This window comes from Archangium violaceum (genome assembly GCF_016859125.1).
In the GTDB taxonomy this organism is placed as follows: Bacteria; Myxococcota; Myxococcia; order Myxococcales; family Myxococcaceae; genus Archangium; species Archangium violaceum_A.
Map to the genome: position 1 here is coordinate 2,130,108 of NZ_CP069338.1, position 26,347 is coordinate 2,156,454.

General features: G+C 68.7%; 20 protein-coding genes. 13 read left to right on the forward strand and 7 right to left on the reverse strand.

What is annotated here, in order from left to right:
- Positions 1-4: 4 nt before the first annotated feature.
- The 4 genes from JQX13_RS09155 to JQX13_RS09170 all read left to right on the forward strand — a co-directional run bounded on the left by JQX13_RS09155 (position 5) and on the right by JQX13_RS09170 (position 5,926).
- Positions 5-1,006, forward strand: a complete 1,002-nt coding sequence (locus tag JQX13_RS09155) for a VWA domain-containing protein (RefSeq protein WP_203408660.1) — start codon at positions 5-7, stop codon at positions 1,004-1,006.
- A gap of 35 nt (positions 1,007-1,041) precedes the next feature.
- The gene (locus JQX13_RS09160) at positions 1,042-2,052 is read left to right on the forward strand and encodes a hypothetical protein (RefSeq protein WP_239014636.1); all 1,011 of its coding nucleotides are present in this window, start codon (positions 1,042-1,044) and stop codon (positions 2,050-2,052) included.
- Positions 2,053-2,166: 114 nt separating this feature from the next.
- Positions 2,167-5,265, forward strand: coding sequence for a M36 family metallopeptidase (locus tag JQX13_RS09165; protein WP_203408662.1), 3,099 nt, complete (start codon positions 2,167-2,169; stop codon positions 5,263-5,265).
- A 25-nt stretch (positions 5,266-5,290) separates the two neighbouring features.
- Complete coding sequence (locus tag JQX13_RS09170; RefSeq protein ID WP_203408663.1) at positions 5,291-5,926, forward strand: vWA domain-containing protein; 636 nt, start codon at positions 5,291-5,293, stop codon at positions 5,924-5,926.
- Between the two features lie 4 nt (positions 5,927-5,930).
- Here JQX13_RS09170 and JQX13_RS09175 read toward each other — a convergent pair whose 3' ends face one another.
- The gene (locus tag JQX13_RS09175; RefSeq protein WP_203408664.1) at positions 5,931-7,790 is read right to left on the reverse strand and encodes an ABC transporter ATP-binding protein; all 1,860 of its coding nucleotides are present in this window, start codon (positions 7,788-7,790) and stop codon (positions 5,931-5,933) included.
- 113 nt (positions 7,791-7,903) lie between these two features.
- Between JQX13_RS09175 and JQX13_RS09180 the strand changes: the two genes are divergently transcribed.
- Together JQX13_RS09180 and JQX13_RS09185 are read left to right on the forward strand one after the other, a co-directional pair.
- Positions 7,904-8,416 (forward strand): hypothetical protein, encoded by a 513-nt coding sequence (locus JQX13_RS09180; RefSeq protein ID WP_203408665.1) that lies wholly within the window; start codon positions 7,904-7,906, stop codon positions 8,414-8,416.
- Positions 8,417-8,508: 92 nt separating this feature from the next.
- The gene (locus JQX13_RS09185; protein WP_203408666.1) at positions 8,509-9,477 is read left to right on the forward strand and encodes an aldo/keto reductase; all 969 of its coding nucleotides are present in this window, start codon (positions 8,509-8,511) and stop codon (positions 9,475-9,477) included.
- Here JQX13_RS09185 and JQX13_RS09190 read toward each other — a convergent pair.
- The 3 genes from JQX13_RS09190 to JQX13_RS09200 all read right to left on the reverse strand — a co-directional run bounded on the left by JQX13_RS09190 (position 9,474) and on the right by JQX13_RS09200 (position 14,416).
- The gene (locus JQX13_RS09190; RefSeq protein ID WP_203408667.1) at positions 9,474-10,448 is read right to left on the reverse strand and encodes a hypothetical protein; all 975 of its coding nucleotides are present in this window, start codon (positions 10,446-10,448) and stop codon (positions 9,474-9,476) included. The two genes, JQX13_RS09185 and JQX13_RS09190, sit on opposite strands and share 4 nt — an antisense overlap.
- Before the next feature lie 105 nt (positions 10,449-10,553).
- A complete protein-coding gene (locus tag JQX13_RS09195) occupies positions 10,554-14,027 on the reverse strand; it encodes a hypothetical protein (protein WP_203408668.1) in 3,474 nt (1,157 codons plus the stop codon).
- 152 nt (positions 14,028-14,179) lie between these two features.
- Entirely contained in the window at positions 14,180-14,416 is a 237-nt protein-coding gene (locus JQX13_RS09200) for a hypothetical protein (RefSeq protein ID WP_203408669.1), read from the reverse strand.
- Between the two features lie 259 nt (positions 14,417-14,675).
- Here JQX13_RS09200 and JQX13_RS09205 point away from each other — a divergent pair, with 259 nt between their 5' ends.
- Positions 14,676-14,840 (forward strand): hypothetical protein, encoded by a 165-nt coding sequence (locus JQX13_RS09205; protein ID WP_203408670.1) that lies wholly within the window; start codon positions 14,676-14,678, stop codon positions 14,838-14,840.
- On the opposite strand, the gene JQX13_RS09210 is transcribed toward JQX13_RS09205, so the two are convergent.
- Positions 14,837-16,165 (reverse strand): RIO1 family regulatory kinase/ATPase, encoded by a 1,329-nt coding sequence (locus JQX13_RS09210; RefSeq protein WP_203408671.1) that lies wholly within the window; start codon positions 16,163-16,165, stop codon positions 14,837-14,839. The two genes, JQX13_RS09205 and JQX13_RS09210, sit on opposite strands and share 4 nt — an antisense overlap.
- Before the next feature lie 50 nt (positions 16,166-16,215).
- Positions 16,216-17,790, reverse strand: a complete 1,575-nt coding sequence (locus JQX13_RS09215) for a phytoene desaturase family protein (protein ID WP_203408672.1) — start codon at positions 17,788-17,790, stop codon at positions 16,216-16,218.
- 218 nt (positions 17,791-18,008) lie between these two features.
- Between JQX13_RS09215 and JQX13_RS09220 the strand changes: the two genes are divergently transcribed.
- Together JQX13_RS09220 and JQX13_RS09225 are read left to right on the forward strand one after the other, a co-directional pair.
- Positions 18,009-18,443 (forward strand): hypothetical protein, encoded by a 435-nt coding sequence (locus JQX13_RS09220; protein ID WP_203408673.1) that lies wholly within the window; start codon positions 18,009-18,011, stop codon positions 18,441-18,443.
- 216 nt (positions 18,444-18,659) lie between these two features.
- Positions 18,660-19,274 (forward strand): hypothetical protein, encoded by a 615-nt coding sequence (locus JQX13_RS09225; RefSeq protein WP_203408674.1) that lies wholly within the window; start codon positions 18,660-18,662, stop codon positions 19,272-19,274.
- Between the two features lie 8 nt (positions 19,275-19,282).
- Here JQX13_RS09225 and JQX13_RS09230 read toward each other — a convergent pair whose 3' ends face one another.
- Positions 19,283-21,904: a GAF domain-containing protein gene (locus JQX13_RS09230; RefSeq protein WP_203408675.1), complete on the reverse strand. Its 2,622-nt coding sequence runs from the start codon at positions 21,902-21,904 to the stop codon at positions 19,283-19,285.
- A 215-nt stretch (positions 21,905-22,119) separates the two neighbouring features.
- Here JQX13_RS09230 and JQX13_RS09235 point away from each other — a divergent pair, with 215 nt between their 5' ends.
- From JQX13_RS09235 to JQX13_RS09250, 4 genes are read left to right on the forward strand one after another with little or no spacing between them, the layout of a single operon-like run.
- The gene (locus JQX13_RS09235) at positions 22,120-22,596 is read left to right on the forward strand and encodes a chemotaxis protein CheW (protein WP_203408676.1); all 477 of its coding nucleotides are present in this window, start codon (positions 22,120-22,122) and stop codon (positions 22,594-22,596) included.
- Positions 22,593-24,074, forward strand: a complete 1,482-nt coding sequence (locus JQX13_RS09240) for a CheR family methyltransferase (protein ID WP_239014637.1) — start codon at positions 22,593-22,595, stop codon at positions 24,072-24,074. The genes JQX13_RS09235 and JQX13_RS09240 overlap by 4 nt, the downstream gene beginning before the upstream one ends.
- Positions 24,071-24,700, forward strand: coding sequence for a chemotaxis protein CheW (locus JQX13_RS09245; protein WP_203408677.1), 630 nt, complete (start codon positions 24,071-24,073; stop codon positions 24,698-24,700). Before JQX13_RS09240 ends, JQX13_RS09245 begins: the two co-directional genes overlap by 4 nt.
- Entirely contained in the window at positions 24,697-26,346 is a 1,650-nt protein-coding gene (locus tag JQX13_RS09250; RefSeq protein ID WP_203408678.1) for a methyl-accepting chemotaxis protein, read from the forward strand. The genes JQX13_RS09245 and JQX13_RS09250 overlap by 4 nt, the downstream gene beginning before the upstream one ends.
- The last annotated feature ends 1 nt before the right edge of the window (position 26,347 follow it).

Genomic DNA, 26,347 nt, shown 5'->3' on the forward strand with positions numbered 1-26,347 from the left:
GGAGATGGAAGTGAAGACCCAGACATTGTCCAGGTTGGGCTCGTACGTGCTCCTGCTCGCCGCCCTCGCGCTGCTCCCATGGGCCGGCGAGGCGATGGCTCAATCCTTCAGCGAAAGGCACGTCATCATCGTCATCGACCGCAGTGGCTCCATGCAGATGGTGCGGAGCAATGGGCAGACCCGGTTCACCGAGGCCATCAAGCGCGCCAGGTCCTACGTCAACCTGTCCTCGCCGCTGCCCCGCTCCTTCGCCGTCTGGACGTTCGAGGAGTCCTCCTACATCAAGGAGCAGGGTTTCGCGGATGCCGCGACCACGCTCGCGACCCTGAACCGACTGAGCGTCGGGAATGGGGTGACGCCCCTCGCCCTCGCGGTCTGTGACGCCGTGGACGAGCTCCTGCAATACAATCCAGGTGTCACGGCGGAGAAGGTGGTCCGTCTGGTCTCCGATGGCGAGGAGAACAGCACCCCCCCCAGCTCCCCGTGCTACGGCCCCGACAGCGCCACGCCCTATCCAGACCTCACGATGGATTCCTGGCAGTGGAAGGTCCGCAACATGCTCAAGACGGGAGATCCGTTGAGGGATGACCCGGGGCCCTACAAGCTCGTGTTCGACGTCGATGTCTTGTATAATTACATCAGCTTCGCCAGCACCGGGAGCCCGGTCCGCGAAGTCTCCTCCACCGGGAGGAGCGCGGTGCCCGTCCAGCCCAGGTTGACCTCCGCCTATCTTGCCTTTCTCCAGGGCGTGTCCACGGCCTCGGGGGGCACATTCACCGCGATTGGCGATTCGAGCCCCGTACCGGTCTTTGGAGACACCAACCAGGATTACTGTGTCAACGAAACGGACTACAACCTGGTGCTCGGCTACTACGGCCAAGCGGTTCCTCCCGCGCCCGCGGCGGCGGATGTGAACCATGACAGGGTGGTCGATTACTATGACTACACCATCGTCGTGAACAATTACGGCTCGGGTTGTGGCGCGAGCTCCGCGGTGAGCAGGTAGAACGCAGTCAACGCAGGAAAGCGAAAGGAATGAAGATGATGAAGGGTACGATCCAATTGTTGGCGGTCGCCGTTTTCACCCTGGTCATGCAGGCGGGCGAGGCTCTGGCCCAGCCCCCTCCGGTCCCCACCGAGCAGCACAGCATCATCGTCGTGGATCGCAGTGGCTCCATGACGGTCACGCGCTCCGATGGCCAGACCCGCTTCCAGGCGGCCATCCAGAATGCCAAGGACTATGTGAACCTGCCGCTCGCCATCCCCCATTTCTTCTCCGTCTGGTCCTTCGAGGGCACCAGCTACATCAAGGAGCAGGGGTTCGCGAGCGCCACGACCACGATCGCCACCCTGAACAGGCTGACTGTGGGCACTGGCGTCACGCCCCTGGCCTATACGGTCTGCGACGCCATCGACGCGCTCTTCACCTTCAAGCCGGAGCTCGGCAACAAGGCGCGGAAGGTGGTGAAGCTGGTTTCCGACGGTGAGGAGAACAGCACGCCGGCCGGCACCCAGTGCCACGGCCCCTCGAGCACGCTGAACACCCCGCCCTACACGGCGGGCTCCTGGGAGTGGAAGGTCTACAACAAGTTCGCGACCCTCAATCCCAATACGCCTCCTCCCGCGGGTGCCTTCTTCCCGGCGGTGCTCAACGTGACCGTGCTGGGCGGCTACATCAGCCTCCGGAGCGCCTCGTCCTCCGCGCTCGAGTACTCCCCGGAGGGCCATGCCATGGCGCCGCGCTCCATGTCGAAGCTGGCGGACTTCTACTCGTTCCTCCAGACGCTCGCGCAGGACTCCGGTGGTACCTTCACCCAGATCGAGGACGCGAAGCCCGCTCCGGTCTTCGGTGATACCAACGGCGACTTCTGCGTGGACGGCACGGACTACAACGAGGTCATGGCGAACTTCACCTTCACCGTTCCGCCCGGCAATCCCGCGGCGGACTTCAACAACGACAAGGTCGTCGACTACTACGACTACGTGATCGTCGTGAACAACCAGGGCGCGGGCGCCGGCTGCGGCTCGAGCTCGCTCCTCATCAACAAGTAGTCAACCCGGAGAAGTATCTGGCGGAAGGAAGGACGGAAGCCCTCGCGTCCTTCCTTTCGTCGTTTCAGAATGATTCGAGCCACATGCGGTGGCGTGCTCGCCCAGGGGTAGGAGATGCAACTTCGCCGCGAAGCCCTCACGATGCTCGTGCTCGCAGCCCTCTCGGCCTGCGACAATCCCCTCCCGCAGCGTGACATCTCCGAGGCGCCCCCTCACGTCCACATCACTTCCCTGGAGCCGCAGCGGGGTGTGCCCACCCTCCTCTGGAGCCAATCCCGGGAGTCGAGCCCGGAAGCACATTCCACTCCCGAGGCCGCCGCGTCCTGGTACCTGGAGCGGCTCGCGCCGCTCTACCACCTGGGAGAAGCCACACTCCGCACGGCCGCCATCCACCAGGTGCACGATACGGGCCGCGGCGGCATCCTCGTCTCCTTCCGCCAGCGCGTCGAGGGTATCGAGGTCCTCGATAGCAAGCTCGAGGTGCTGCTGACGCGTGACCTCCAGCTGGTCGCCGTGGGCGGCAACCTCCAGGAAGCAGACAGGCCCCGACCATACGCCTTCCGGCTCTCCCATGGGGAGGCCGTGGCGCACGCGCTCGGCGAGCTGTCGCGTGTCGCGGGCGCATCCGCGGACCTGCGTGAGTTGGAGCCGATGCCAGGAGGATTCCGCGCCTTCGCGCTGGCTCCTGGCAGGGCCTTCGACGGCGCCCGGATGACGCTCGTCGCACCCGCCCGGACGAAGCGGGTCCTCTTCCCGAGGAATGGCCAGCTCGTCCCCGCGTACTACGTCGAGACCAACCTCGGGACGGATGCGAGCAACAGCTCCAACGCGGAGGCTTTCGTCGTCTCCGCGGAGGATGGCGCCGTGCTGCGGCGCCAGGAGCTGACCCACGCGGATTCCTTCGAGTACCGGGTCTGGGCGGAGGCGGACGGGGCTGGAACCCCCCTCGATGGACCGCAGGCCGACTACACACCACATCCCTCGGGTACTCCGGATGGGACCGGACCCGCCTTCATTCCCCCGCGATGGGTGTCGATGGAGGGCTTCAACGGAAGGGGAGATGTCTGGCTTCCCCCCGGTGCGACCGAGAGCCGTGGCAACAACGTCGATGCCTATGCGGACCTCTCCGCTCCCGATGGCTTCACGCCCGGGTCCGACTTCCGCGCGGCGACCGTCCCGGGGAGCAGGCGCTTCGACCATGTCTATGACACGAGCCTCGGACCCCTGGCCCATGCCGAGCAGACCCAGGCCGCCGTCACCCAGCTCTTCTACACGACCAACTGGCTCCACGATGACTTCTACGTCTCTGGCTTCGACGAGGCCGCTGGGAATGCCCAGGCCAGCAACTTCGGCCGGGGCGGCCTGGAAGGAGATCCGCTGCTCGCCGAGGCCCAGGGCCATGAAGGCTCCAACAACGCCTTCATGAGCGTGCCCGCGGATGGTGAGTCACCGCGCATGCAGGTCTTCATCTGGCTGGGTCCGGAGGAGCACTTCGTGGAGGTCTCCGGCCAGCGCTACCCGACAGGCATGGCCTTCTTCGGCTCGCAGCACTTCCAGGTCACCCAACCCCTGGTGCTCGTGAACGATGGAGTCGCCGCTCCGAGCACTCATGATGGATGTGAGGCCATGGGCGGCGGGCTGGGTGGAACCGTGGTCATGATCGAGCGTGGGACGTGCCCCATGGCGCTCAAGGCCCGGAACGCCGAGCAGGCGGGCGCCTCGGGAGTCATCATCCTCAACAACGTACCGGGCGCCCCACCGCCCCGGATGACGAATGACGACGCGTCGATCGTCGTGAAGATCCCCGTGCTCTCGGTGACGTACGAGGATGGCGAGCGTCTCGTCCAGCTCGCCGGGCAGCAGGACTCCCTCACCGCGATCCTGTGGCGGGGTTCCATCGATCGTGACGGCTCCCTCGACAACACGCTCGTGGCCCACGAGTGGGGACATTACCTGCACCTGCGCCTGATGAGCCCGTGCACCACGACCCAGTGCCTCGCCATGAGCGAGGGCTGGGCGGACTTCATCGCCCTGCACATGCTGCTCCGTGAAGGTGATTCGCTCGAGGGGAGCTACGCCCTCGCCCCCTATGCGGGCGTCGCGCTCGGCAACAACAGCGCCTACTTCGGCATCCGCCGGGCCCCCTATTCCGTCAACAAGGGCATCAACGACTTGAGCCTCCGGCACATCTCCGAGGGCGAGCCCCTGCCCACCCATCACCCCATGGCCAGCCGGAAGCCCGGGAACTCGGAGATCCACAACGCGGGGGAGATCTTCGCGAGTCTGTTGTTCGAGGGGTACGTCGCCCTGCTCCGGGAGACGCGGCTTCCCACACCCCGGTACAGCTTCCAGACGGCCAGGCGCCGCATGGCCGACTACATCGTCGCCGCGATGAAGCTCGCGCCTCCCAACGCGACCTATACCGAGCAACTCCAGGCGCTCCTGGCGGTCGCGGCGGCCCAGGATCTGACGGACCACGCGCTCCTCGCCGAGGCCTATGCCCGCCGGGGGGCGGGGCCGAACGCCATCGCCCCACCGCGAAACTCGGTGGACCTGACCGGAGTCGTCGAGGACTTCTCCGTGAGCAGCCCCGGTTCCGGCTATCCGGTGGCGCAAGCGGGTCCGGACCAGACCGTCCCGGGTGGCCGACGCGTGCACCTGGATGCCTCCGGAAGCCAGGCGCCGAAGGGTGGCGCCCTGACATTCCAATGGCACCAGGTATCGGGCCCCCCCGTGGTGCTCGAGGAGGGTGGGAAGAGCGCCGCGACGTTCACCGCGCCCGTGGTGCCCGTGGACACGGTGCTGGCCTTCCGCGTCACCGTGGGGCAGGACAACCGTGCGACCGTCGATACGGTGGAGGTCCGCGTGCTCGCCGGGGATTCAGGCCCCGTGGATGGCGGCGTGGACGCGGGCAGTGATGCGGGCGTCGATGCTGGCACTCCGGATGATGATGCCGGCACTCCGGATGACGACGCGGGCACCGATGCAGGGGTCGAGCCACCTCCGCCGTCCGATGGAGGTACGGAGCCGGATGCTGGCACCGAGAACCCGGGCACCTCCGATCCCGGCTGCGGCTGCGGGGCGGGCTCCGGTGCACCACACTCCACGTTCCTCTTCGCGCTCCTGGCGATCCTCGGGTTGCATCGAAGCCAGCGAAGACATTCCGCCCGGGGCCCGGCGGGCGCTCGCGCTCCCGGGACCCGAGTCGAGTGATTCCCCCCCACAACCAGGAGGACACATGAAGACGAACCCCCCCAAGCTCCAGCTGCTCGCAGCCGTCGCTTTCAGCCTGCTCATCTCATTCAACGAGGCCGCGGCCCAACCGCCCACCGAGCGGCACACCCTCATCCTCATCTCGAATGGCGAGTCCATGTCGACGGTGGGTGCCGACGGCATCACACGCCTTGAAAGAGCGATCCAACAGGCGAGGAACCTCGTGAATCTCCCGTTGTCCATCCCCCAGTACTTCGCCGTCTGGACGTTCGAGGGCTCCTCCTACATCGAGTGGCAAGGCTTTTCGAGCGCCACCACCACACACCTCACGCTGAACTCCCTTCAGGTCGGCTCCGGCACCTCCCATCCTCTCGCCTACGCACTCTGTGAGGCCGCGGACAGGCTCCTCGCATACAGGCAGGGGACGGTCACCGCGCAAAAGATGGTGTACCTGCTCACCGATGGCGAGGAGAACAGCACCCCGGTGGGGACCCAGTGCTACGGCCCCAGCAGCGCATTGGATGCCCCGAATTTCACTCCAGGCTCCTGGGAGTGGAAGGTGCGCAACAAGTTCGCGACGGGCAACCCCAACACACCGCCCGCGAGTTACAGCTACCCGCTCGTGAACTTGTCGAATGCCTGGAGCGGGTACATCCAGTGAGTGCTCAGTCCCGGTAGCCCCGGGCTTGAAGGTTGAACAGGTGCGCGTAGCGCCCGTTGCGCGCCATCAGCTCCGTGTGGCTGCCCAGCTCCTCCACCTCGCCGTTGTGCAGCACGGCGATCCGGTCCGCCATCCGCACCGTCGAGAAGCGGTGTGAAATCACCAGGGCGATCCGGTCCGCCGCCAGCTCCTGGAACCGCTCGAACAGCACGTGCTCCGACTCCGCGTCGATGCTCGCCGTCGGCTCATCCAGGATGAGCACCTCCGCGTCCTCCCGCATGAAGGCCCTCGCCACCCCGAGCTTCTGCCACTGTCCTCCGCTCAGCTCGTGCCCCTTCTCGAACCAGCCTCCCAACATCGTGTCGTACTGCTTCGGCAGCGTCGCGATCACCCCGCTCGCCCCGCCCTGCTCCGCCGCTCGGACGATCCGGTTCCGGTCCTCCAGCGCCGGCACGTGCCCCAGTCCGATGTTCTCCGCCACGTTGAACTGGTAGCGCACGAAGTCCTGGAACACCGCCCCGAACCGCGAGCGCAGATCCTCCGGATCCATGTCCTTCAGGTTCACGCCCCCGTAGAGGATTTCTCCCTCCGTCGGCTCGTACAGCCGCAGGAGCAGCTTCACCAGCGTGCTCTTCCCCGCCCCGTTCTCCCCCACCAGCGCCAGTTTCTCCCCCGGCTCCAGCCGCAGCGACAGGTTGCGCAGCGCCCACGCCTCCTTCCCCGGATAGCGGAACGACACGTTGCGCAGCTCGATGGCGTTGCCCCTCCCCCTCGAAGCCGTCAGCGCCGGCACCACCCTGGGCGCCTCCTGGCCCGTGGGTATCTCCAGGTACGCGAAGAGGTTGCTCATGAAGAGCGCGCCCTCGTACATGCTGCCCACGCTCGAGAGGCTCCCCTGGAACGCCGCCTGCCCCTGCCGGAACACCCCCAGGTACAGCACCATGTCGCCCACCGTGATGGAGCCCCGCGCCGCTCGGTCCGCCACGAACGCGTAGCACCCGTAGAACGCCCCCAGCGACAGCAGCCCCAGCCCCAGCCCCCACCCCATCCGCTTCATCGCCAGCGCCCGGTCCTCCTGGAAGAACTTCTGGAACAGCGTCCGGTAACGCCCCAACACCAGCGGGCCCAGCCCGAACACCTTCACCTCCTTCACGTGGTTGTCCCGCGTGAGGATCCACTCCAGGTAGTTCAGCTTGCGGCCCTCGGGTGCCCGCCACGAGTGCAACCGGAATCCCTCCCCCGCCAGCCGCGCCTCCGCGATGAACGCCGGGATGCTCGCCGCCACCAGCACCACCACGCTCCACGGAGAGAGCGATACCAGCAGCACCGCGTACGTCGACAACGTCACCAGGTTGCGCACGATGGTGAACGCGTCCATCACCAGCCCCAGGGGCCGGCTGTTCGCCTCGCGCCGCGCGTTCTGCATCTTGTCGTACGTGTCCGAGTCCTCGAAGTGCCTCAGCTCCAGCTGTAGCGCCTTCTCGAGGATGCGCTCGTTGAGCAGGTTGCCCAGGTTGGCCCGTACCAGCTCACGCGTCAGCGACAGCGCCCGGTCCACCATCGCCGAGCCCACCATCAACCCGAACTCCAGCACCACCAGTCGCAGCACCTGCGTCCGCACGGCGTCGCTCCCGTCCTTCGCCGCCGCCACCACCCCGTCCACGATGAGCTTGCCCACCCAGGCGATCGCCGCCGGCAGCACCGCCGCCACCAGGGTGAGCACCGCCAGCATCACCGCGCCTCGGGGACTCGATGCCCAGAAGAGGCGGAAGGTGCCCGGCAGCTGCCGGAAGAGGCTGCCCGTGTTCTTCAGCCGGACTTTGAGGGGTTGGGGAGGACGAGGGGCGGAATACGGAGGAGACACGCCCTCTGTCTAACCCAGCCCTCCCACGCGTGCCGCATCTCGCGCGGCCGGGTGCCCCCCTTCCGGCCTCCGAGGCTATGATGGCCCGACTTCCCTCTCCTGGAGACTCCTCGATGAAGCGCTTCGTCATCGTCTTCGACAATGAGCCGGCGGAATCGGCTCCCTGGATGGCCAGCGCCTGCTCGGCCGCCGGGCTGACCTTCGTGGACAACGACGCCATCACCGATGTGATCTCCGAGAACAAGGACGCCCAGAAGCTCATGCTCCAGGGCGGCCTGCCTCCCGGCGAGAACCCCCAGCTCGCCCCCTTCTACAAGGCCGCGCTCGACAAGGTCGCCGCGGACAAGCAGCGCGTGGGCCTCTACAGCGCCAGCTGGCTGCTCTACCTGGGCCAGGCCGATGGCTGCGTGCTCGACTTCGCCGGCCTCGAGGAGCAGCGCAAGAAGGGCCTCGCCTCCGGCGTCCCCCAGAAGACCGCCGACGAGTACGTCGCGAAGTACTCCGCCCAGCTGCAGGAGCGCGCTCGCAAGGTGCTCCCCGCCGACCGCATCCTCGTGCTCCCCGCCCACGAGAAGGACGCGAAGAAGGCGGAGCTCGCCGCCGCGTTCATCAAGAAGCTCGGGTAGAGTCAGACGCGCCACGACGTCGTTGCCCTCTGGAGCAAAGCGCGGGAGATTGCCCGCTGGCCCTCGCTCGAGGGACTCAGGAGGAACACACGGTGGAGCGTCGAAGACTGGGGCGGTCGGAGATCGAAATCTCCGCCATCGGTTTGGGGTGCTGGCAGTTCTCCGAGGGGTTCGGTCTTGCGGGTGGCTTCTGGGAGGCATTGCCCTCCGAAACGGTCCAGGAGATCGTCGATGCGTCCTTGCATGGCGGCATCAACTGGTTCGACACCGCCGAGGCCTACGGCAATGGCCGCTCGGAGAAGGCGCTCGCCGCGGCCCTCACGCGCCTGGGCAGGAAGCCCGGTGACGTCGTCGTCGCGACCAAGTGGTTTCCCTATCCCTTTCGCGGCGCCTCCAGCATCCGTAACACCATCGACGAGCGGCTCGCGTGCTTGAGCCCCTTCCCCGTCGACCTGCATCAAATCCACCAGCCCTTCGCGTTCACCACGATCGCCGCCCAGGCCAACGCCATGGCGGACCTGGTCCAGGCCGGGAAGATCCGAACGGTGGGCGTCAGCAACTTCTCCGAGAAGCGCATGCGCGCGGCCCACGCGGCGCTCGCGGCCCGGGGCATCCCGCTCGTCTCCAATCAGATGCAGTACAGCCTGCTCGACCGGCGCATCGAGTCCAATGGCGTGCTCGCCGCCGCCAAGGAGCTCGGTATCACGATCATCGCGTACTCGCCGCTCGCGCAGGGTCTGCTCTCGGGCAAGTTCCACGATGACCCGACGCTCATCCAGAAGAGCGTGGGCCCGCGCAAGTACCTGCCCAACTTCCGCGCCAAGGGCCTCGCGCGCAGCCGCCCGCTCATCGACGAGCTCCGGAAGATCGCCGCCGCCCATGGGGCCACCGCCTCCCAGGTCGCCCTCAACTGGCTGACCCACTTCCACGGGGACACGGTGGTCGCCATCCCCGGCGCGACGAAGCGGCGCCACGCCGAGGAGAACGTCGGCTCGATGGGCTTCAAGCTCTCTCAAGAGGAGCTGAACCGCATCGACGAGCTGTCACGCCCGTTCCGCTAGAAGAGCCTCCAACCCACCTCGAGCCAGGCCATGGGCGCCTGGTAGCCGAGGCGGTAGTGGTCGCGCCACTCGTAGGCGCCGCCCAGGGACACACGCACCCGGGACACGTCCAGGGCCAGCCCGAGGCCGGCCCTCGCTCCGCCGCCCCCGGAGTCCATCGTGTAGAGCAGAGGGCCGCCCGTCGCATAGACCTGCAGGCCGTAGCGCGGATTGGGCTCGACGAGCGGATAGGCCAGCCGCACGTCCGCCATCAGCAGGAAGACGGGCGTGGAGGTGCCCACGGAGGAAGAGAGCGCCGTGAGGCCCACGCCTCCCCGCAACCCGTGGATGAGGTGCACCGTGCCCTGGGCGCTCACCCCCAACAGCGGCAGGGGGAGCGCTCTCTGGAAATCGGCTTCGCTGTGAATACCGGCGTACAGCTGGAACGCGCCGAAGAGCGGGGGCTCCGCGGCGGGCTCACTGTCGACGGGAGGAGGCGCCTCCGCGGCCGGCGGGGGCGTGGCCTCCGCCAGCGCGGCCTGCTTCGCCGCGGCCTCGGCGGCGGCAGCGGCGGCGGCGGCCTTCTCGGCCTCGAGCCGCTCGCGCTCCGGGCAGTCGATCCGCAGCATCTCGAAGAGGCCGTCCTGCTCCTCGGTGGGATTGCTCAGCGGTAGACTGGCGAGGGGCTCCAGCTTCAACGCACGGCAGTGGGCGGCTTCCGCTTCCGGGAGCTTCTCGAGGCGCTGGTACAGGACGCCCCGCATCAGCTCGACCCACAGCTGCTCCTCGGTTCCGAGGTTCTCGGTGCACTCGGGCGTGGAGAGCTCGGTGAGGGCGGCATCGTACTTCTGGGTGGACGAGAGACGGGCCACCTTGCGGATGCAGGCGTTCTTCGTCTTCTCGGGCAGGGTGACACGCATCGCCGGCGCGGCGAGGGTCGGAAGCGGGAGGATGGGGACCAGGGTCAGAACAGCCGACAACAAGCGCTTCATGGTGATGGTACTCGTGGCAAGGCGCCCCCCAGGGCGATTGAAACCCGCCGACACCATACACCCAGGAGCCCCCGCCGCGGCATGGGGCTCGTGGGTGGAGCGTCCTCAGGCGCCGATGAGGCCCTGCTGGAATTCCTGGAGGTTGCCGATCAGATCGGCGGCTCCCTTGATGACCTTGGCCGTCCCGAGCACGATCTGCAACGGGCCTGTAATACTGTTCAGGCCCGGCACCACGCCGGCGATGTCCAGGCCCAGCTGGCCCGCCGTCAGCGCGATGTTGAGCGGATCCTTCGGATCCTTGTGCAGCTCGTCCCACAGGTCCTTCGCGCTGCCAATGGCGCTGCCCGCGCTCACGATGTTGCCCAGCAGGGGCACCGACTTGAGGCCCGCCCTCGCCGCGAACTTCGTGGCCTCCCGGGTGATCTTCTCCTTGAGCTCATCCGGCAGCGCATCCACGAACCGGCCGAACATCCGCGTGAGGTTCTCGATGCCCTGACTGCCGAAGGGCAGCTCCTGGCCCGCCACCTCGAAGTGGTCCCCCTGCGTGAGCAGCGCCCCACCCGCCTGGGCGATCTCGTTCAGCGCCCCGCCCACGTCGCCGTGCGCCAGCTTCTCGGCCGCCTCGAAGAGGTTCGTCACCGCGCCCGAGTCCACCATCGCCGCGTTCAGCTCGCTGTCGGCGAACAGCTCGCCGAGGCTGCCCGGAATCTTCGACAGCGAGTCGAGGAACGCCTTGGCGGCCTCGGGAGCCGTCTCGGCGATCGCCTTGCCCGTGGTGGCGACGCCCGCCACGAAGCCACTGAGATCTCCTCGCTGCAGGGCCCCGAAGGCATCGCCCAGCGCCTTGCCCACATCGTCGTTGCCGAGCAGGCTCGCCGCCGCGACCAGGGTGTCCCTGGCCCAGTCCGGCACGTGCAGCTTGTCCGCCAGGGCACCGACCATCCGGCCTCGGAGATCCGGCGGCACGTCCGCCAGCGCCTTGCCGAGCGACTGGAGGGCCTCACCCGGCTGGCCGCTCGCCAGCTGCTGGCCGGCCTGCATCACGTCGAAGATGGCGCCGCCCAGCGACGCGATGTCCTTGCCGTCCTGGATGCCGAACGGGGCGAGTTTCTCCATCAGGCCCGCGTTCTTCGCCAACGCGTTGCCGGCCGCCGTGGCCAGCTTCTCGTTGGTCAGCAGCTCCTTGGTGCCCTCCACCAGGTCGCCCGACATCATCTTGTCGAAGGACGCGTGCAGGTCCTGGTTGGTGACGAGCTCGTGGACGAAGTCCTTGTCCGTGAGCAGCGACCGGGCCACGCCCGCGAAGCCCTGGTCCGAGAGCTTGCCGGCCGTCGTGGTGATGGCCTTCTCGATGATGGACGGCGGCATCTTGCCCGCCGCGTCCTTGAGGCTCTTGAGCGCGACCTGGAAGTCACCCTGGCCCAGCGCCTGGCCGGCCTCGAGCAGGTCCGGCAGCGCACGGCCCGCCTGGATGAGCTCGGACGGGGTGATGCCCAGGCTGGTGATGTTGTTGCGCAGGCCCTCGGGCAGCTTGCTGACGAGCCGCTCGCCAATCTTGTTCAGCAGGTCCGGCGACGCATCCGCCGCCTTGCCCAGCGCGGTGATGCCGTCATCGAACTTGCCCTCGGAGAACGCCTTCACCGCATCGAACAGGTGCGGCGCGGCAGCGCCCGCCTGGAGCAGATCCTTCGAATCCAGGCCCGCCTTCGACAGCATCTCCTGGACGCGCGGGTCCTCACTGAGCGCCGTGAGCGCCGTGTCGCGCGCCGCGTCGTTGCCCAACAGTCCGCGCAGGCCCTCCAGGCGTGTGGACTCGTTGAAGAGCTTGCCCACCTGCTCATGCAGCTCGCCATTGGTGACGACCTGCTCGAGGAACGCCTCGTTGGTCAGCAGCGTCTTCGCCACGCCGAACTGGCTGGGGAGCTGCTGCGCCAGGCCCTTCAGCGCCTGCGTCGTGAGGTCCGGCGCGGCAATTGCCGCGTCCTTCAGGCTGTCGAGGGCCTTGCCCCACTCGCCCTTGCTCGCCGCGTCCGCCGCCTCGTACAGGTGCGGCAGCGCCGGTCCCGCAGTGCGGATCTGCTCCGGCGTGATGCCCAGCTTCGCGAACTGGTCCTTCACGCTCTGGGGCAGGAGCTTCTCGACCTTCTCGCCCAGCTTCACCGCCAGACCCGGCGCGGCCTCCACCGCCGCCTGGATGTCCGCCAGACCGCCCTTCACGTCACCCGCGCGAATCTTCTCCGCGGCATCCAGCAGCTTCGGCGCGGCCGCTCCCAGCTCCACCAGGTCCTTCGGCTCCAGGCCGACCTTCTTGAGTGCATCCTTGATGCCCGGGTCATTGCCGAGCGCCGTGAGCGCCGCGTCTCGAACCTTGTCGTTGCCCAACAGCCCACGCAGGCCCTCCAGGCGCGTGGACTCGTTGAAGAGCTTGCCCACCTGCCCGTGCAGGTCCCGGTTGGAGACGACCTGCTTGAGGAAGGCCTCGTTGGTCAGCAGCGTCTTCACCGCGCCGAACTGGCTGGGAAGCTGCTGCCCCAGGCGCTTCATCACCTGCGCCGAGAGGTCCGGCGCGGAGATCGCCGCCTCCTTCAGCCCCTCGAAGGCCTTGCCCCACTCGCCCTTGCTCGCCGCGTCCGCCGCCTCGTACAGGTGCGGCAGCGCCGGTCCCGCCATGCGGATCTGCTCCGGCGTGATGCCCAGCTTCGCGAACTGGTCCTTCACGCTCTGGGGCAGGAGCTTCTCGAGCTTCTCGCCCAGATTCGCCGCCAGACCCGGCGCGGCCTCCACCGCCGCCTGGATGTCCGCCAGACCGCCCTTCACATCACCCGCGCGAATCTTCTCCGCGGCGTCCAGCAGCTTCGGCGCGGCCGCCCCCAACCCCACCAGGTCCTGAGGCTCCAGGCCGACCTTCGCCAGCTGCGCCTTGATGGTCTTGTCGTTCGCCAGCGCGCCCAGCACCGCGTCGCGCGCACTGTCGTTGCCGAGCAGCTCGCGCAGGGCCCCCGTATCCGCCGGGTTCGTGATCAGCTTGCCAATCGAGGCATGCAGCGCGTTGTTGGTGACCAGCTCCTTGGCCACCTTCTCATCCGTCAGCAGCGACTTCGCCGGCCCCTCGGGCAGGTTCTGGGCCAGACCCCGGATGGCCTTCTGCGCCACTTCGGGCGAGGCCAGCGCCGCGTTACGCAGGTGCTCCAGCGCCTGCTCCGGGTGCCCTCCCTTCACCGACTCGGCGGCCTTCTTCAGGTGCGGCTCCGCAGCCTGCCCCGCCTTCTTGAGGTCGTCCTCCGTCAGGCCGATCTTCGCCAGCGAGCCCCCATCCGGAGCACCCGTGGGCTGCGCCGCCGCGGGCGCCGTGGTGGACCCCAGCCGCTGCGCCTGCTGGCCGCGCTGCGCCGACGTGGTCTGCCTGCCGCTGTCGAAACCATCCCCCGTCCGCCGAGAAGTCGCCTCGTTGCGCCTCGCGGCGCCCTGGCCTCCGTTCCCGGTCGTCCCCGGCTGGTTCTTCGTCGTGTTGGCGGGCTTCGGCTCCGGCGGCTTCGGCTTGTTGTGGGACTTCGGACCACCGGTTCTGTCGATCGCCATGATGGAATCTCGCGAAGGCCCCGCATCCCCTCCGGGGTGCGCGCGGCTCGGGGTATGTGGGGGGGCTGTCTGCTTCCAGATTATCGAAGTTGGAGATTTCCAGTTGCGTCCCACCGGAGCCCCCACTCCGGCGGGAATCTTGACGCGAGGCGTCAGGGCTTGGCGTCGGGGTCGAGGCCCTTGTTCACCGCCTCGATGGCCTTCTCCGTGAGCTCGATGGCCCTGGCGCGGTGGCCGGCCTTGTCCTCGGGGGCCGTCTTCAGCGAGGCCAGCGCGTAGCGCAGGTGCACGAGCGCCGCCTCCAGCTTGGGCTGCTTCTCGGCGAAGGCACGCTGCGTGAAACCACCCAGGGCGAAGGCGACGGCGACGGCGATGACGGTGCGACGCATCAGGAGACTCCCGTGAGGAAGGGTTGAACCGCGGGCCCATCATCCGCGAGCCCCCGTCAACCGTTCCACAAGCCGCCTGTAGGAACTTCAGGCTTCAGGGTGGCCGGTCACACCTCGGCGCATCTCCACGTGCATCGCCCAACGGAAGACGGGGGGCTTGGCGCGTCCAGAGCAGAACAAACCCTGTAGTTCCGCCAGGAATGGCTCGGCAAAGCCTTTGCAGAGGGCCCCAGGCGAAGCTTTCCAGAGGGGGTGCGCGATGCGCGGAGTCATCACCGGACGTGAGGTGCTCGAGAACCTCGGACTCATCTACCGGGAGTTCGGCGCCGCCTGTCTCCTGCGCTGTCTGTGGGTCATCCTACGCGGGCGCAGCACCACCTTCCTCGAGGTGGCCTGTCAGCCCGAGCCGGACCGCTACCGCTAGGACTCGTCGTCCGGCTTCGCCGGGGATGGGCTGGGAGCCGCCGGAGTCTTCTGCACGTAGGAAACCTGCGGACCGCCGCCCCCCCGACCCTGACGCGGCCCACGCCCGGAGCCATCGTCCCTCCGCTGCTCCGGAGGACGGCCACGCGGGCCCTGCTGCTGACCGCGCTGCTGCTCCGAGGGCCTCGCGCCCTGCTCCCGCCACGGACGCTGACCGTCTCCGTTTCCCTGGGGGAAACGCTCGCCCCGAGGACGATCGCCCCGCGGCGGAGGACGGTCTCCCCGAGGACGCATCTCCCGGGGCCCCTGCGGCTCCGAGGGCCTCGCGCCCTGCTCGCGCCACGGGCGCTGGCCCTCTCCGTCCACCCGAGGCGGGCGCTCACCCTGGGGACGCTCGCCCCTCGGGAAACGCTCGCCCTGGGGCCGGTCTCCTCGCTGCTCGAAGCGCTCGCCCTGGGGTCGGTCTCCGCGCGGGAAACGCTCGCCCTGGGGTCGGTCTCCCCGGGGATGTCCCCCGCCAGAGCCGCCGCCCGGGCCATTGCGCGGACCGGAGAAGCGGCGATCGCGCGGCCCGCCCTCGCCCTGGAAGCGCCCCGTGGGCACGAAGTCCGGCGTCAGCTCGCGCTTCACGTACGCCCGCCAGATTTCGTGCGCGTCGCCCGAGCGCGAGCGCAGGCTGGGGTCCGTCGCCTCGAAGTAGCGGCGCAGGTTCTCGAGGTCGCGCTTGAAGAAGAACTCGGCCTGGCTGTTGGCCGCCGCGTCCACCACCTGCGGGAAGTCGATGATGGTGGCCCCGCGGTTGCCCAGCAGGATGTTGAAGGCCGACAGGTCCCCGTGGATGAGGTCGCAGCACAGCATCCGGATGGCCTGGTTGCGCAGGTCGAAGTACAGCGCCGAGGCCTCCTCGGGCGTGAGCGCGGCCTCCTCCAGCCGCGGCGCCGGGTGGCCCTCGAGGTCCAGCACCAGCTCCATCAACAGCACGCCCTCGTAGAACATCACCGGCCTGGGCACGCAGACGCCGGCCGCGTACAGCTTGCCCAGGGCGTCCGCCTCCGCCGTCTTCCACGCGTCCTCGGCGGCCTGCACGCCGAAGCGGCTCCCCTTGGCGATGGCCCGCGCGGTGCGGCTGTTGCGCACCTGCCGGCCCTCCCGGTAGCCCGAGTTGTTGCGGAAGTTGCGGTGCTCGCGCTCCTTGTAGATCTTCGCCGCGACGACCTCGCCGCCGTGGCGAACAAGGTACACGTCCGCCTCCTTGCCACTCTTGAGGCGGCCCACCACCTCGTCAATCACACCATCGGTCAGCAGGACTTGGAGCGCTTCGTTCATTCGTTCGCGTGTCGGAAGTCCCGGAGTCCTACCACGTATTCCGGGCGACCTCAGCCTACACGAGCCGTGGACTCGGCCGTTACCCCTTCGACCGGTGGGACATACGGCCAGCCGGGCAGGGGCCCCTTTCCCGCCTCCCTGGACAGGTAATCCGCCGCGATGTTGGCGCTCTCCATGATGGTCAGCAGCCCACTCCCCGGGTGCGTCCCGCCTCCCACCCAGTAGAGCGACTCGACGCTGGGGCTCTTCACATGTGGGCGCAGGGGGCCCAGCTGCGTCCAGTTGTGCGACAGGTTGAACACGGCGCCCCGGAAGACGTTGAAGTCGTCCCGCCACGTCTCCGCGGTGAAGTAGCGCTCGGCCCGGATGTGCTGGCGCACCCCCTTCATGCCCACCTTCTCCAGCATGGCTGGAATCCGCTCGCGCATCGTGCGCTCCGTGGCCGCCCAGTCCACCGGACGCGAGGTGTTGGGCGTGGGCACCAGGACGTAGAGGGTCGAGTGGCCCTCGGGCGCTCCCGACCTGTCCGTCACGCACGGATTGCAGACGTAGAAGGGAGGGTCCTCCAGGTCCAGCTCCTGGTCCTCCAGGGCCACCTTGTCCGTGCGCCGCGCGCTCTCGGAGAGGTAGATGAGGTGGTGGGGCAGGTCGTCCCAGACGCGGTCCAGCCCGTAGTAGGCCATGAAGGTGCTGCACGAGTACTTCGCCCGCTCCAGCGCGGCATCCGTCAGCCGGGTGCCCGCGCGAGCCTCGGCGGGGACGAGCTTCTGGGCCGCATAGGGCAGGTCCGCGTTCACCACCACCGCGTCCGCCTCCAGCCGCTCACCGCCCTTCAGCCGCACGCCCGCCGCGCGGCCATACTCCACCAGCACCTGCTCCACCGGAGTGCCCAGACGGAAGGTGGCCCCCAGGTCCTCCGCGCACTTCATCATCCCCCGAGCCAGCGCCCGGAAGCCGCCCTCCACGTGCCACACCCCGAAGGCCAGCTCCAGGTAGGGGATGATGCTGAACACCGAGGAGCACGTGGTGGGGTGCAGCCCCAGGTATTTGGAGGGGTAGGAGAGCGCGTAGATGAGGCGGTCGTCGTGGAAGTGCTCGTCCAGGTGCTTGTAGAGCGTCTGCCACGGCTTGAAGCGCAGCGTGGGGAGCAGCCGCCAGGGGGCGTAGTAGGCGAGGCTGTCGGCGTGCGTCGCCATGAACTTCTCGTAGGCGAGCGGGTACTTCACCCGGCTCTCCTCCAGCCAGCGGCGCAGCGCGGGCCCCTTCTCCGCGCCGAACTTCGCCACCTCGCGCTCCATCCGCGCCGCATCTCGCGTGGTGTCCAGGTACGTGCCGTCCCAGAAGTGCACCCGGGTGTTGGTGTCCAGAGGCACCAGCTTCGCGTAGTCGGAGATGCGCTTGCCCGCGCGCTCGAAGATGCGCTCCAGGACGCCGGGCAGTTGCATGATGGAGGGCCCCGTGTCGACGGCGTACTCGCCCCGCTCGCCCAGGGTGAGCCCCTTCATCCGCCCCCCGGGCACCGGCTCCTTCTCCACCACCGTGACCTTCAGGCCCAAGCCCGCCAGGTTGATGGCCGCCAACAGGCCCCCGGGTCCCGCTCCCACGACGATGACGTGACGTACCATGGTGCGAGGAGGATGCCCGAGAGCCGCGCGGGTTTCAGCCATCCCCGCGAGAAGGTGTCTCCCATAGGTATAGGCTGGCCCCCATGTCCGGAATGAAGCGGTTCGCCAGGTGGCCCCTGGGTCCACTCCTCCTCGCCCTGGGGTGCTCGGCGCCCCGGCCCGTCGAAGGCGTCTGGCGCCCGGGCCCTGGGGAGGATACGGAGCACATTCCGGGACCGATGAAGAACCTCGGACCGATCGACGCCTACGCGGACGCGCTGAAGGCGGCCTGCCCGCTCATCCTCTCCAAACCCAACGCAACCGTGGGCTACCTCGTGGACCTGAATCCCGAGTTGGCGGTCCGGACCGCGACCGAGTACTGCGCCTGGCTCTATTACACGCCGGAGCACAAGTACGAGATGAGCATGCTGACGGACCTGTCGAAGCTGGATGACCTCGTCGCCAACAAGAAAACCTGTCTGCTCCCCACGTTCGTGCGCGACCCTCGCTACGAACGAGGCGAAATCAAGTACATCTTCGCCCTCCACAATCAATACATTCCCGCCACGCGTGAGCTCATGACGTGGAGCCAGATAGATGGCAACTGGGAAAGGACGGAGTACGGAATCGTCAGTTGGATCAATGATAAGACCTACCGACTCGACAAAATATAGACAGCCTTCCGCCGGAATCCATACCTCGGGCATGTCATGATACCAAGAAAGCTGATTTTCGTCACCACCCTCGCCCTCTCGAGCTGTGTACGGAAGCCGGAACAATTCTCGACACCAGCGGGACACGACAGGTCCATCATCTTCCCGCTATCCGTCGGGCAGGGCCTTGTCGAGGTGGAAGCACGGAAAGCAACCTACGACCTGGATGGAGAAGTCATGAAGGCCCTGATGGTTGCCGCCAATGACTACATTCCTCCCGGTATCCGTGACCCTCCGTGCTGGGCCCGACATGAAGCGCTCACATACCGGTTCACCCGCCGGGAGGACATCATCTTCGTCTACATCGGCGAGAACTTCGAGTATTGCGACCGCAAGCTCAGACCGATTCACCATGGTGCGAAATACGCGATCAGCAAGGATGGCCGTATCCTCCGGCGCGTCATTGATGGTTTCGATGAGGATGATCACGTCTGGCGCCTGAGAACACCCGATGGCGGGACGGTGACAGTCGTCACGGAGTCGAGAGACAGCCCCGACCTGGAGGATTTGAACGAGCCTGACAGTGGAATCCTGAAAATCACCACGGACCCCGTGAACATGCCGGATGTGATGGTCATCGAACCGATCAAGGACTCCAAGCCAATCAAAGAGGGCAATGGAATCGTCCCAGGCATGTCAATGCTACCATTCGATGGAGGAGACGGCTGGGAGTATCGGGAAGGCAGACTCGTTACCGTGCCCCAGGGCCCCTCACCGGCGCCCGCCCCAGACCTTGATGGAGGAACTCCCGACGCGGGCGTCGATGGAGGCTCTCCAGGAGACGGTGGGTAGGGGAAGTCTCAGTGTCCCCCCTGCCCGGCCGGGTGTCGGGGCAGCCGCACCGTGAACGTGGTGCCCTCCCGCTCCGTGGAGCGCACCGCCACCGTTCCCCCATGCGCCTGGACGAGCTGCTCGACGATGTAGAGCCCCAACCCCAACCCGGCGCTGGTCGACGAGGGGGGCTCTTCCTCCGCGAACCGCCGGAAGGGCTCGAAGATGGACTCGAGCCGCTCGGGCGGAATGGGCGGGCCCTCGTTGTGCACCTCCAACCGGACGCCCCCGTCCTCCCCATGCAGCACGATGCGGACCCGCGTCTCCTCCGGACTGTAGTCGAGCGCGTTCTTGCCCAGGTTGACGAGCAGCTGGGTGAGCCGGTCCGGGTCCCACTCCCCTCGTAGGTCCCCCTCCACCTCCAGCTCCACCACCCTCCCGGGACGCCCCGCCTCCAGCTCGTCCACCACCTCGCGGCAGAGCGCGCCCAGCTCCACCTCCCGCGGGCTGATGGGAATGCCTCCCCCCAGCCGCCCCCGCGCGAAGTCGAGCAGATCGGAAATCATCCGCTTCATGCGCTCGGCGCTGGTGACGATGCGGCGCACCCCCTTCACGTGCCGCTCGCCCAGGTCCTCCAAACGCAGCAGCGCGTGGGCCGACAGGAGGATGGCGTTGAGCGGGTTGCGCAGATCGTGCGAGACGATGCTCATGAAGCGCTCGCGGAACTCCGCCGTCCGGCGCAGGTGCTCCTCCGCGCGCTTCTGCTCGGAGATCTCCACCACCACCGAGCCCAGCCCGGAGATGGCGCCGTCCTCGTCGCGGACCGGGTAGAAGCTGACCAGCCAGTACCGCCTGACTCCAGGCGAGGCGGGCGTCTCACCCGATATCTCCACATCCATCACCGGCTGCCCCGTCTCCAGCACCCGCCGCAGGAAGGGCTCCACCTGGGAGGCGAGGTCCGGCAGCACCTCGCGCAACCGCTTCCCCAGATGCTCATGGGAGGGCAGCCCATTGATTCGGGCCAGGCGCTCATTGAGGCGGACGAAGCGCAGGTCCATATCCCAGAAGCCCAGCCCCACGGGCACCGTCTCCATGATGACGTCCAGGCGGGACAGGGCCACCTGAGCGGCGGTACGCGCCCGCAGCTCGGCATCATAGAGGCGCCCCCGCTCCAACGCCTGGGCACACTGGCCGACGACCACGAGCATCCATGCCCGCTCGTCCTCGGGGAAGGGGTGCCGCCTGTGGAAGGACAACCCGATGGCGCCCAGGGCCCGGCCCTCCACCCAGAGCGGCAGGGCGGCGAAGGCGCCGTACTCCTCCACCTGGGGGTGCCCCCTCCACTCCGGGTAGTCCACCAGGAAGGCCTCGCGCGACTCATAGAAGATGGGGGCCCCCGTGCGCACCGCCTCGCGGAACATGATGCGGGTGTCGGACGGGAAGTGCGTCCACTCGCGCATCTCCTCCTCGAGGTAGCCGGTGGTCTCCAGCAGGTCGAACCACTGGCCGTCCTCCGACAACAGCCCGAGCGAGCCGCCCGCGGCCCCCAGCGCCCGCACCGCCTTCTCCACCACCACGTGGGCCACCTCGGCGCCGCTGAGCGCCTGCGACAGCGCGGCCGTCACCTCCTGGAGACGGGTGGTGCGCGACTCCTGCTCCCTCAGCCGCGCCAACGCCCGCTCGGCCTGCTCTCGCGCCTGGCGCTCGCGCGCGGCCAGTTGCGCCTGGAGGATGAGGAGGGTGGCCCGCCCCACCATCGCCCGGAAGAGGAGCATGTCCTCGTTGGAGAACTCGAAGGCGGTGCGGCTGCCCATCATCGCCACCCCGAGGACCTCCTCCCCCTGCATCAGCGGCACCCCATAGAGGCCCCGCGTCCCCTGGCTCCGGAAGGCCCCCGTCTTCACCTGCGGGGCCGTGGCCGCCGAGCGCAGCGCCATGGGACGCCGCTCGGTGGCGATGCGGCCACAGAAGCCCTCACCCATCCGCATGCCGAAGCCGGAGGTCACCAGCTCCTCCAGGCCCACCGAGGCCCTCGCCCGGAGCAGGTCCCCCTCGCGCAGCAGCAGCGTGACCGAATCCACCGCCGTGGTGGACTCCAGGATGACGCGCAGCAACTTCGGCAGGAAGACGTCCAGGTCCTCCGTCCCGAGCGCCGCCTGGGAAATGCGCTCGAGGACCTGGAAGGTCCGCTCGCGCGCCCTCGCATGCCGGGCAACGGCGGCGGCCACCAGCTCGTCGAAGGCCCCATTGAAGCGCTCCAGCTCCCAGAGGAGCGCGGCCAGCTCGCTCGGAGCGGTGCGCTCGAGGTGATCGGCGTAGAGCCGGAGGATGCTGGTACGCAGGGCCGAGTACTCGCCGGACGCCTCCTCCAGGTCATAGCCCAGGTCCAGGCGCTCCAGCGCGTCGAGCTCCGGCGTCTCCGCTAGCGCCCCGTGCTCGGCCCCCCGGTGGAGCGCTTCCAACATCCCCGCCATCCGGTCGAGCAGGAGCGGCAGGTGGGTGCCGAGCCGGGGATGGGGGAGGCCCCGGGTGCCGGGCAGCAGGCGCACCGCCCGCTCCCAGTGCTCCAGGATGCGTGAGCGGTGCTCCCGGATGAACTCGTGTAGAAGCAGGCGCCCCGAGGTCTCCAGGGTTGTTGGATGCTCCGCCATGCCCTGAAGATGGAGCCGCCGCCATTCGTGAGGCCTCCACCCCTCGATGCACGCCCGGCAGCACCCTCCCGGGGCACCCGCCGGGGGGAACGTCATGCAGCAGGGTGGACCCGGCGATGCACGACGTCCACCATCTGCCAGGTCTCCGCGTTACCCTCCACACGAGCAACCAGGACAAGCCGCCCGGTCCTACACTGTACACCTTAGGGAGACGCATGGTGACGCCGACGCCTCGCGAGGTCCTTCTCTTCACGCTGGAGGGGCAACGCTACGCGCTGCACATGGAGGACGTACGCGAGCTGGCCCGGGCCGTCCGCCTCACCCCCCTGCCCCGCGCCCCCGCCGTGGTGGAGGGCCTGCTGAACCTGCGCGGCGAGCTCCTCCCCGTCCTGGACATGCGCCAGCGCTTCCGCCTGCCCGCCCGCCCGCTCTCTTCCTCGGACCACCTCGTGGTGGCCCAGGCGGGCTCCCGCCGTGTCGTGCTGCGGGTGGACCGGGCCGAGGGCCTGCTCTCCCTTGAGCCGGGCAGTCTCGATTCGACGCCCGGAGAGCTGCCGGGCGTGGGCTACGTGGCCGGTGCCCTCAAGCTGCCCGATGGGCTCGTGCTCCTGCATGACCTGCGCACCTTCCTCTCGGAGGCGGAGGCGCTGGAGTTGGAGGAGGCGCTCGCACAGGAGGGAGTCTCCCGGTGAGCGGCGACGACTCCCGGAGCTGGCGCCATCCCGGCTATGTCCTGGTCCTCGACCTCGTCGCCGCGCGCGCGGGCCTGCTGCCGCCGAGCTGCCCTCCAGCCGCCATGGAGGGCATCGACCGGGCCATGGCCCGCGTGGGCCTGTCCAACGACTTCGACGCCTACCGCGCGCGGCTCGAGGCGGACCCCGCGGCGATGGATGACCTGCTGGTGGAGCTCACCATCGGGGAGACGTACTTCTTCCGCAACCCGGAGCACTTCGACTTCGTGCGCCGCGAGGTGCTCCCGGACCTGCGCCGGCTCCGGGGCCCGGGGCATGTGGTCCGCGCATGGAGCGCCGGCTGCGCCTCGGGAGAGGAGCCCTACTCCCTGGCGGTGCTCCTCATGGAGGAAGGCTACGGGGCGCACATGGAGGTGCGGGGCACGGACGTGTCACGCGCGGCCCTCGCCCGGGCCAGCGTGGCCAGCTACGGCGAATGGTCCCTGCGCGGCACCGACGCCGGCCGCATGCGGCCCTTCCTGCTCCCGGAGGGCAAGCGCTACACCCTCGCCCAGGAGGTGCGTGAGCGCGTCCATTTCGGCTACCTCAACCTCGCCGAGGACTCCTGGCCGTCCGCGGCTCACGGCATCTGGGGCCTGGACATCATCTTCTGCCGCAATGTCCTCATCTACTTCAACCGCCTCACCATCGAGGCGGTGGCCCGGAGGCTCCACGCCGCGCTCGCCGAGGGCGGCGTCCTCATCACCGGCCCCTCGGATCCTCCGCTCGGCGAGTACGCGCCCTTCGAGACCCTCGTCACCGACTGGGGCATCGCCTACCACCGGCCCGTCCCGGGCGACACCACCCGGATGCACTCCCTGCGCCTCATTCCGGCCCCCGATCCGGCTCCCGCGCCGGCTCCCCTCGAGCCGACTCCCGCGCCACCGGCCCCCACCGTGCTCCCGCCTCCTCCGCCCGCGCTCCCCTCCCCGGCCGGACCCGAGGGACTGGAGGGAGCGAAGCAGGCCCTCGCCCGAGGAGACTGGCACGAGGCGGCGCGGCTGGCCGGGGCGCTCCAGGAGGACCCGGGCGCCGCGGCGGTGGCGGTGCGGGCCCTGGCGAACCTCGAGCCACTGGCCGCCGTGCGCGCCTGTGCCGAGGCCGCCGCGCGTCACCCGCTCGCCGTGGAATTGCGCTACCTGGAGGCGATGTTGCTGCTGGGGCTCGGCCGATTGCAGGAGTCCGAGCGCGCCGTGCGACAGGCCCTCTACCTCGAGCCCTCGCTGGCCGTGGCCCACCTCATGTTGGGCCACATCCTCCGGCGGCAGGGGGACAGGGAGGGGGCCCGACGTGCCTTCCGCGCCGCCGAGTCGCTGTGCGCCACGCTCCCTCCGGACACCCCGGTGTTCCTGGCCGACGGCGAACGCGCGGGCAGGTTGATAGAGGTAGCTCGCGACGAGCGCACCCGGTTGGAAGCCCATGAGGAGACGCGTGGATGACAGGAGGCGATGACGCGAAGGGAGGCGGGTTGGACTGGGCCGCCGCCTATAGGAAGCTGGCCCGGCTCGCCGCCGAGACCCGGGCCGCCACCCGGGTCGACCCCGAGCGGGAAGCGGCGCTGCTCGAGGAACGCGCACGGCTCCTGGCACGGCCGCTCGACCGCCAGTCCCGGACAGGCCCCCTGCTGGAGCTGATGCACTTCCGCGCCGGCGAGCAGGGCTACGCGCTGGAGACCCGCTTCATCCTGGAGGTGCTGCGCGTCCCGGAGCAGCTCGTCCCCCTGCCTGGCGCGCCGGACCTGCTGCGCGGCCTCACCCTGCTGCATGGCGAGGTGCTCGCCGTGGTGGAGCTCTCTCCCCTCTTCGGACGGGCCGCGCCCACCACCCACGGGCCCATCCTGGTGGTGGGCTCGGGCCGGCCGGAGCTGGGCCTGCGCGCCGACGCGGTGGAGGAGGTGCTCGTCGTCTCGCGCGACACGCTCCTGCCCCCCCCGCCCGTGCTCGACACGCGGGAGCGGACACTCGTGTCCGGCATCAGCCGGGACGGAATCATCGTACTGGAGGGAGAGGCCCTGCTGGGGGATGGTCGCCTCTTCTTCGACCTCTCCGAGGAAAGGATCGCATGAGTATCGGGAAGAAGATCGCCCTGGGCTTTGGCTTGTCCCTGCTGGTGCTGCTCGCCGTGGCACTGGTGGCCTACCAGGGCGCGCGGCAGCTCACCGAGACCGCCGAGAAACTGGTGGAGAGCCGCGACCAGGGCCGTGCCATCCGGGAAGTCCGCTCGAGCCTCGTGGATGCCGAGACCGGCCAGCGTGGCTTCCTCCTCACCGGCGAGGAGCGCTACCTGGAGCCCTACGAGCAGGCCCTCCGGGAGCTGAACTCGGAGCTGGAGACCCTGCGCAAGTCGCTCCGGGACGAGCCGGAGCAACTCGCGCGGCTGGCCCGCATCGAGCCCCTCATCCGCGACAGGCTCGCCGAGCTGGACCTGGTCCTCCGCCTCCGGCGGGAGCAGAACCTGCCGGCGGCGGTGGTCCGCCTCCAGCAGACGCGGGGCAAGCAGCTCATGGAGCAGATCCGCCAGCAGATCGGCGAGATGCTGGAGACCGAGAACCAACGCTGGAACCAGTTCGAGCAGGAGGCCCGGAGAAGCTCCGAGCGCAGCATGGTGGTGCTGGGGCTGGGCACGCTGCTGGGCTTCCTCATCGTCGTCCTGGGCAGCTACCGCGTCACCCGGGGCATCACCGAGCCCCTGGACAAGCTGGTGAAGGGCGCCGAGCAGATCGGCCGGGGTAACTTCGCCCACCGCATCGACGTGCACCACCAGGACGAGACGGGTGAATTGGCGCGCGCCTTCAACGCCATGGCCGAGCGCCGCCAGCAGGCCGAGGCGCTGCTGGCGAAGCAGGCCGAGGAGCGCGAGCACACCCTGCGGACGGTGGCCGAGTTCGTCAACCAGCTCGCGGGCACCACGGCGGAGGTGCTCGCCAGCACCACGGAGCAGGTGGCCGGGGCCCAGGAGCAGGGCAGCGCGGTGGCGCAGACGGTGAGCACCATCGAGGAGATCGCGCAGACGTCGGACGAAGCCGCGGGCCGGGCGCGCGCGGTGAGCGAGTCGGCGCGCCACTCGGAGGAGGTGGGCAAGAGCGGCAAGCGCGCGGTGGAGGAGGCCATCACCTCCATGAGCGCCGTGCGCGAGCAGGTGGAGTCCATCGCCTCGCGCATCCTCGCCCTGGCCGAGCAGGCCCAGGCCATCGGCGACATCATCACCACCGTCAACGACATCTCCGAGCAGACCCACATGCTGGCGCTCAACGCCTCCATCGAGGCCAGCCGCGCCGGCGAGCATGGCCGGGGCTTCGCCGTCGTGGCCGCCGAGGTGAAGGCCCTGGCGGACCAGTCCAAGAAGGCCACCAACCAGGTGCGGCAGATCCTCGGGCAGATCCAGAAGGCCACCCAGGGCGCGGTGATGACGACGGAGGAGGGCACCAAGAGCGTGACCTCGGCCACCCGGGTCGTGACGCAGGCGGGCGCCCACATCCAGACGCTCAGCGAGCTGCTCTCCCAGGCCTCGCTCACCGCGGCGCAGATCTCCGCCTCGGCCAGCCAGCAGGCCACCGGTATCGGGCAGATCCGCCAGGCCATGCGCGACGTGAGCCAGGCCACCCAGCAGACGCTCACCAGCACCCGGCAGACGGAGCGGGCGATCCAGGAGCTCAACATCATGGGCCAGAAGCTCAAGGGCCTGCTCAGCGAGTACGGACGCGCGGCATGAC

Coding starts and splice junctions, on each gene's coding strand:
- JQX13_RS09155 (WP_203408660.1), top strand. CDS start 5: ATGGAAGTGAAGACCCAGACATTGTCCAGGTTGGGCTCGTACGTGCTC.
- JQX13_RS09160 (WP_239014636.1), top strand. CDS start 1,042: ATGATGAAGGGTACGATCCAATTGTTGGCGGTCGCCGTTTTCACCCTG.
- JQX13_RS09165 (WP_203408662.1), top strand. CDS start 2,167: ATGCAACTTCGCCGCGAAGCCCTCACGATGCTCGTGCTCGCAGCCCTC.
- JQX13_RS09170 (WP_203408663.1), top strand. CDS start 5,291: ATGAAGACGAACCCCCCCAAGCTCCAGCTGCTCGCAGCCGTCGCTTTC.
- JQX13_RS09180 (WP_203408665.1), top strand. CDS start 7,904: ATGAAGCGCTTCGTCATCGTCTTCGACAATGAGCCGGCGGAATCGGCT.
- JQX13_RS09190 (WP_203408667.1), bottom strand. CDS start 10,448: ATGAAGCGCTTGTTGTCGGCTGTTCTGACCCTGGTCCCCATCCTCCCG.
- JQX13_RS09195 (WP_203408668.1), bottom strand. CDS start 14,027: ATGGCGATCGACAGAACCGGTGGTCCGAAGTCCCACAACAAGCCGAAG.
- JQX13_RS09200 (WP_203408669.1), bottom strand. CDS start 14,416: ATGCGTCGCACCGTCATCGCCGTCGCCGTCGCCTTCGCCCTGGGTGGT.
- JQX13_RS09205 (WP_203408670.1), top strand. CDS start 14,676: ATGCGCGGAGTCATCACCGGACGTGAGGTGCTCGAGAACCTCGGACTC.
- JQX13_RS09210 (WP_203408671.1), bottom strand. CDS start 16,165: ATGAACGAAGCGCTCCAAGTCCTGCTGACCGATGGTGTGATTGACGAG.
- JQX13_RS09215 (WP_203408672.1), bottom strand. CDS start 17,790: ATGGTACGTCACGTCATCGTCGTGGGAGCGGGACCCGGGGGCCTGTTG.
- JQX13_RS09220 (WP_203408673.1), top strand. CDS start 18,009: ATGAAGAACCTCGGACCGATCGACGCCTACGCGGACGCGCTGAAGGCG.
- JQX13_RS09225 (WP_203408674.1), top strand. CDS start 18,660: ATGAAGGCCCTGATGGTTGCCGCCAATGACTACATTCCTCCCGGTATC.
- JQX13_RS09230 (WP_203408675.1), bottom strand. CDS start 21,904: ATGGCGGAGCATCCAACAACCCTGGAGACCTCGGGGCGCCTGCTTCTA.
- JQX13_RS09235 (WP_203408676.1), top strand. CDS start 22,120: ATGGTGACGCCGACGCCTCGCGAGGTCCTTCTCTTCACGCTGGAGGGG.
- JQX13_RS09245 (WP_203408677.1), top strand. CDS start 24,071: ATGACAGGAGGCGATGACGCGAAGGGAGGCGGGTTGGACTGGGCCGCC.
- JQX13_RS09250 (WP_203408678.1), top strand. CDS start 24,697: ATGAGTATCGGGAAGAAGATCGCCCTGGGCTTTGGCTTGTCCCTGCTG.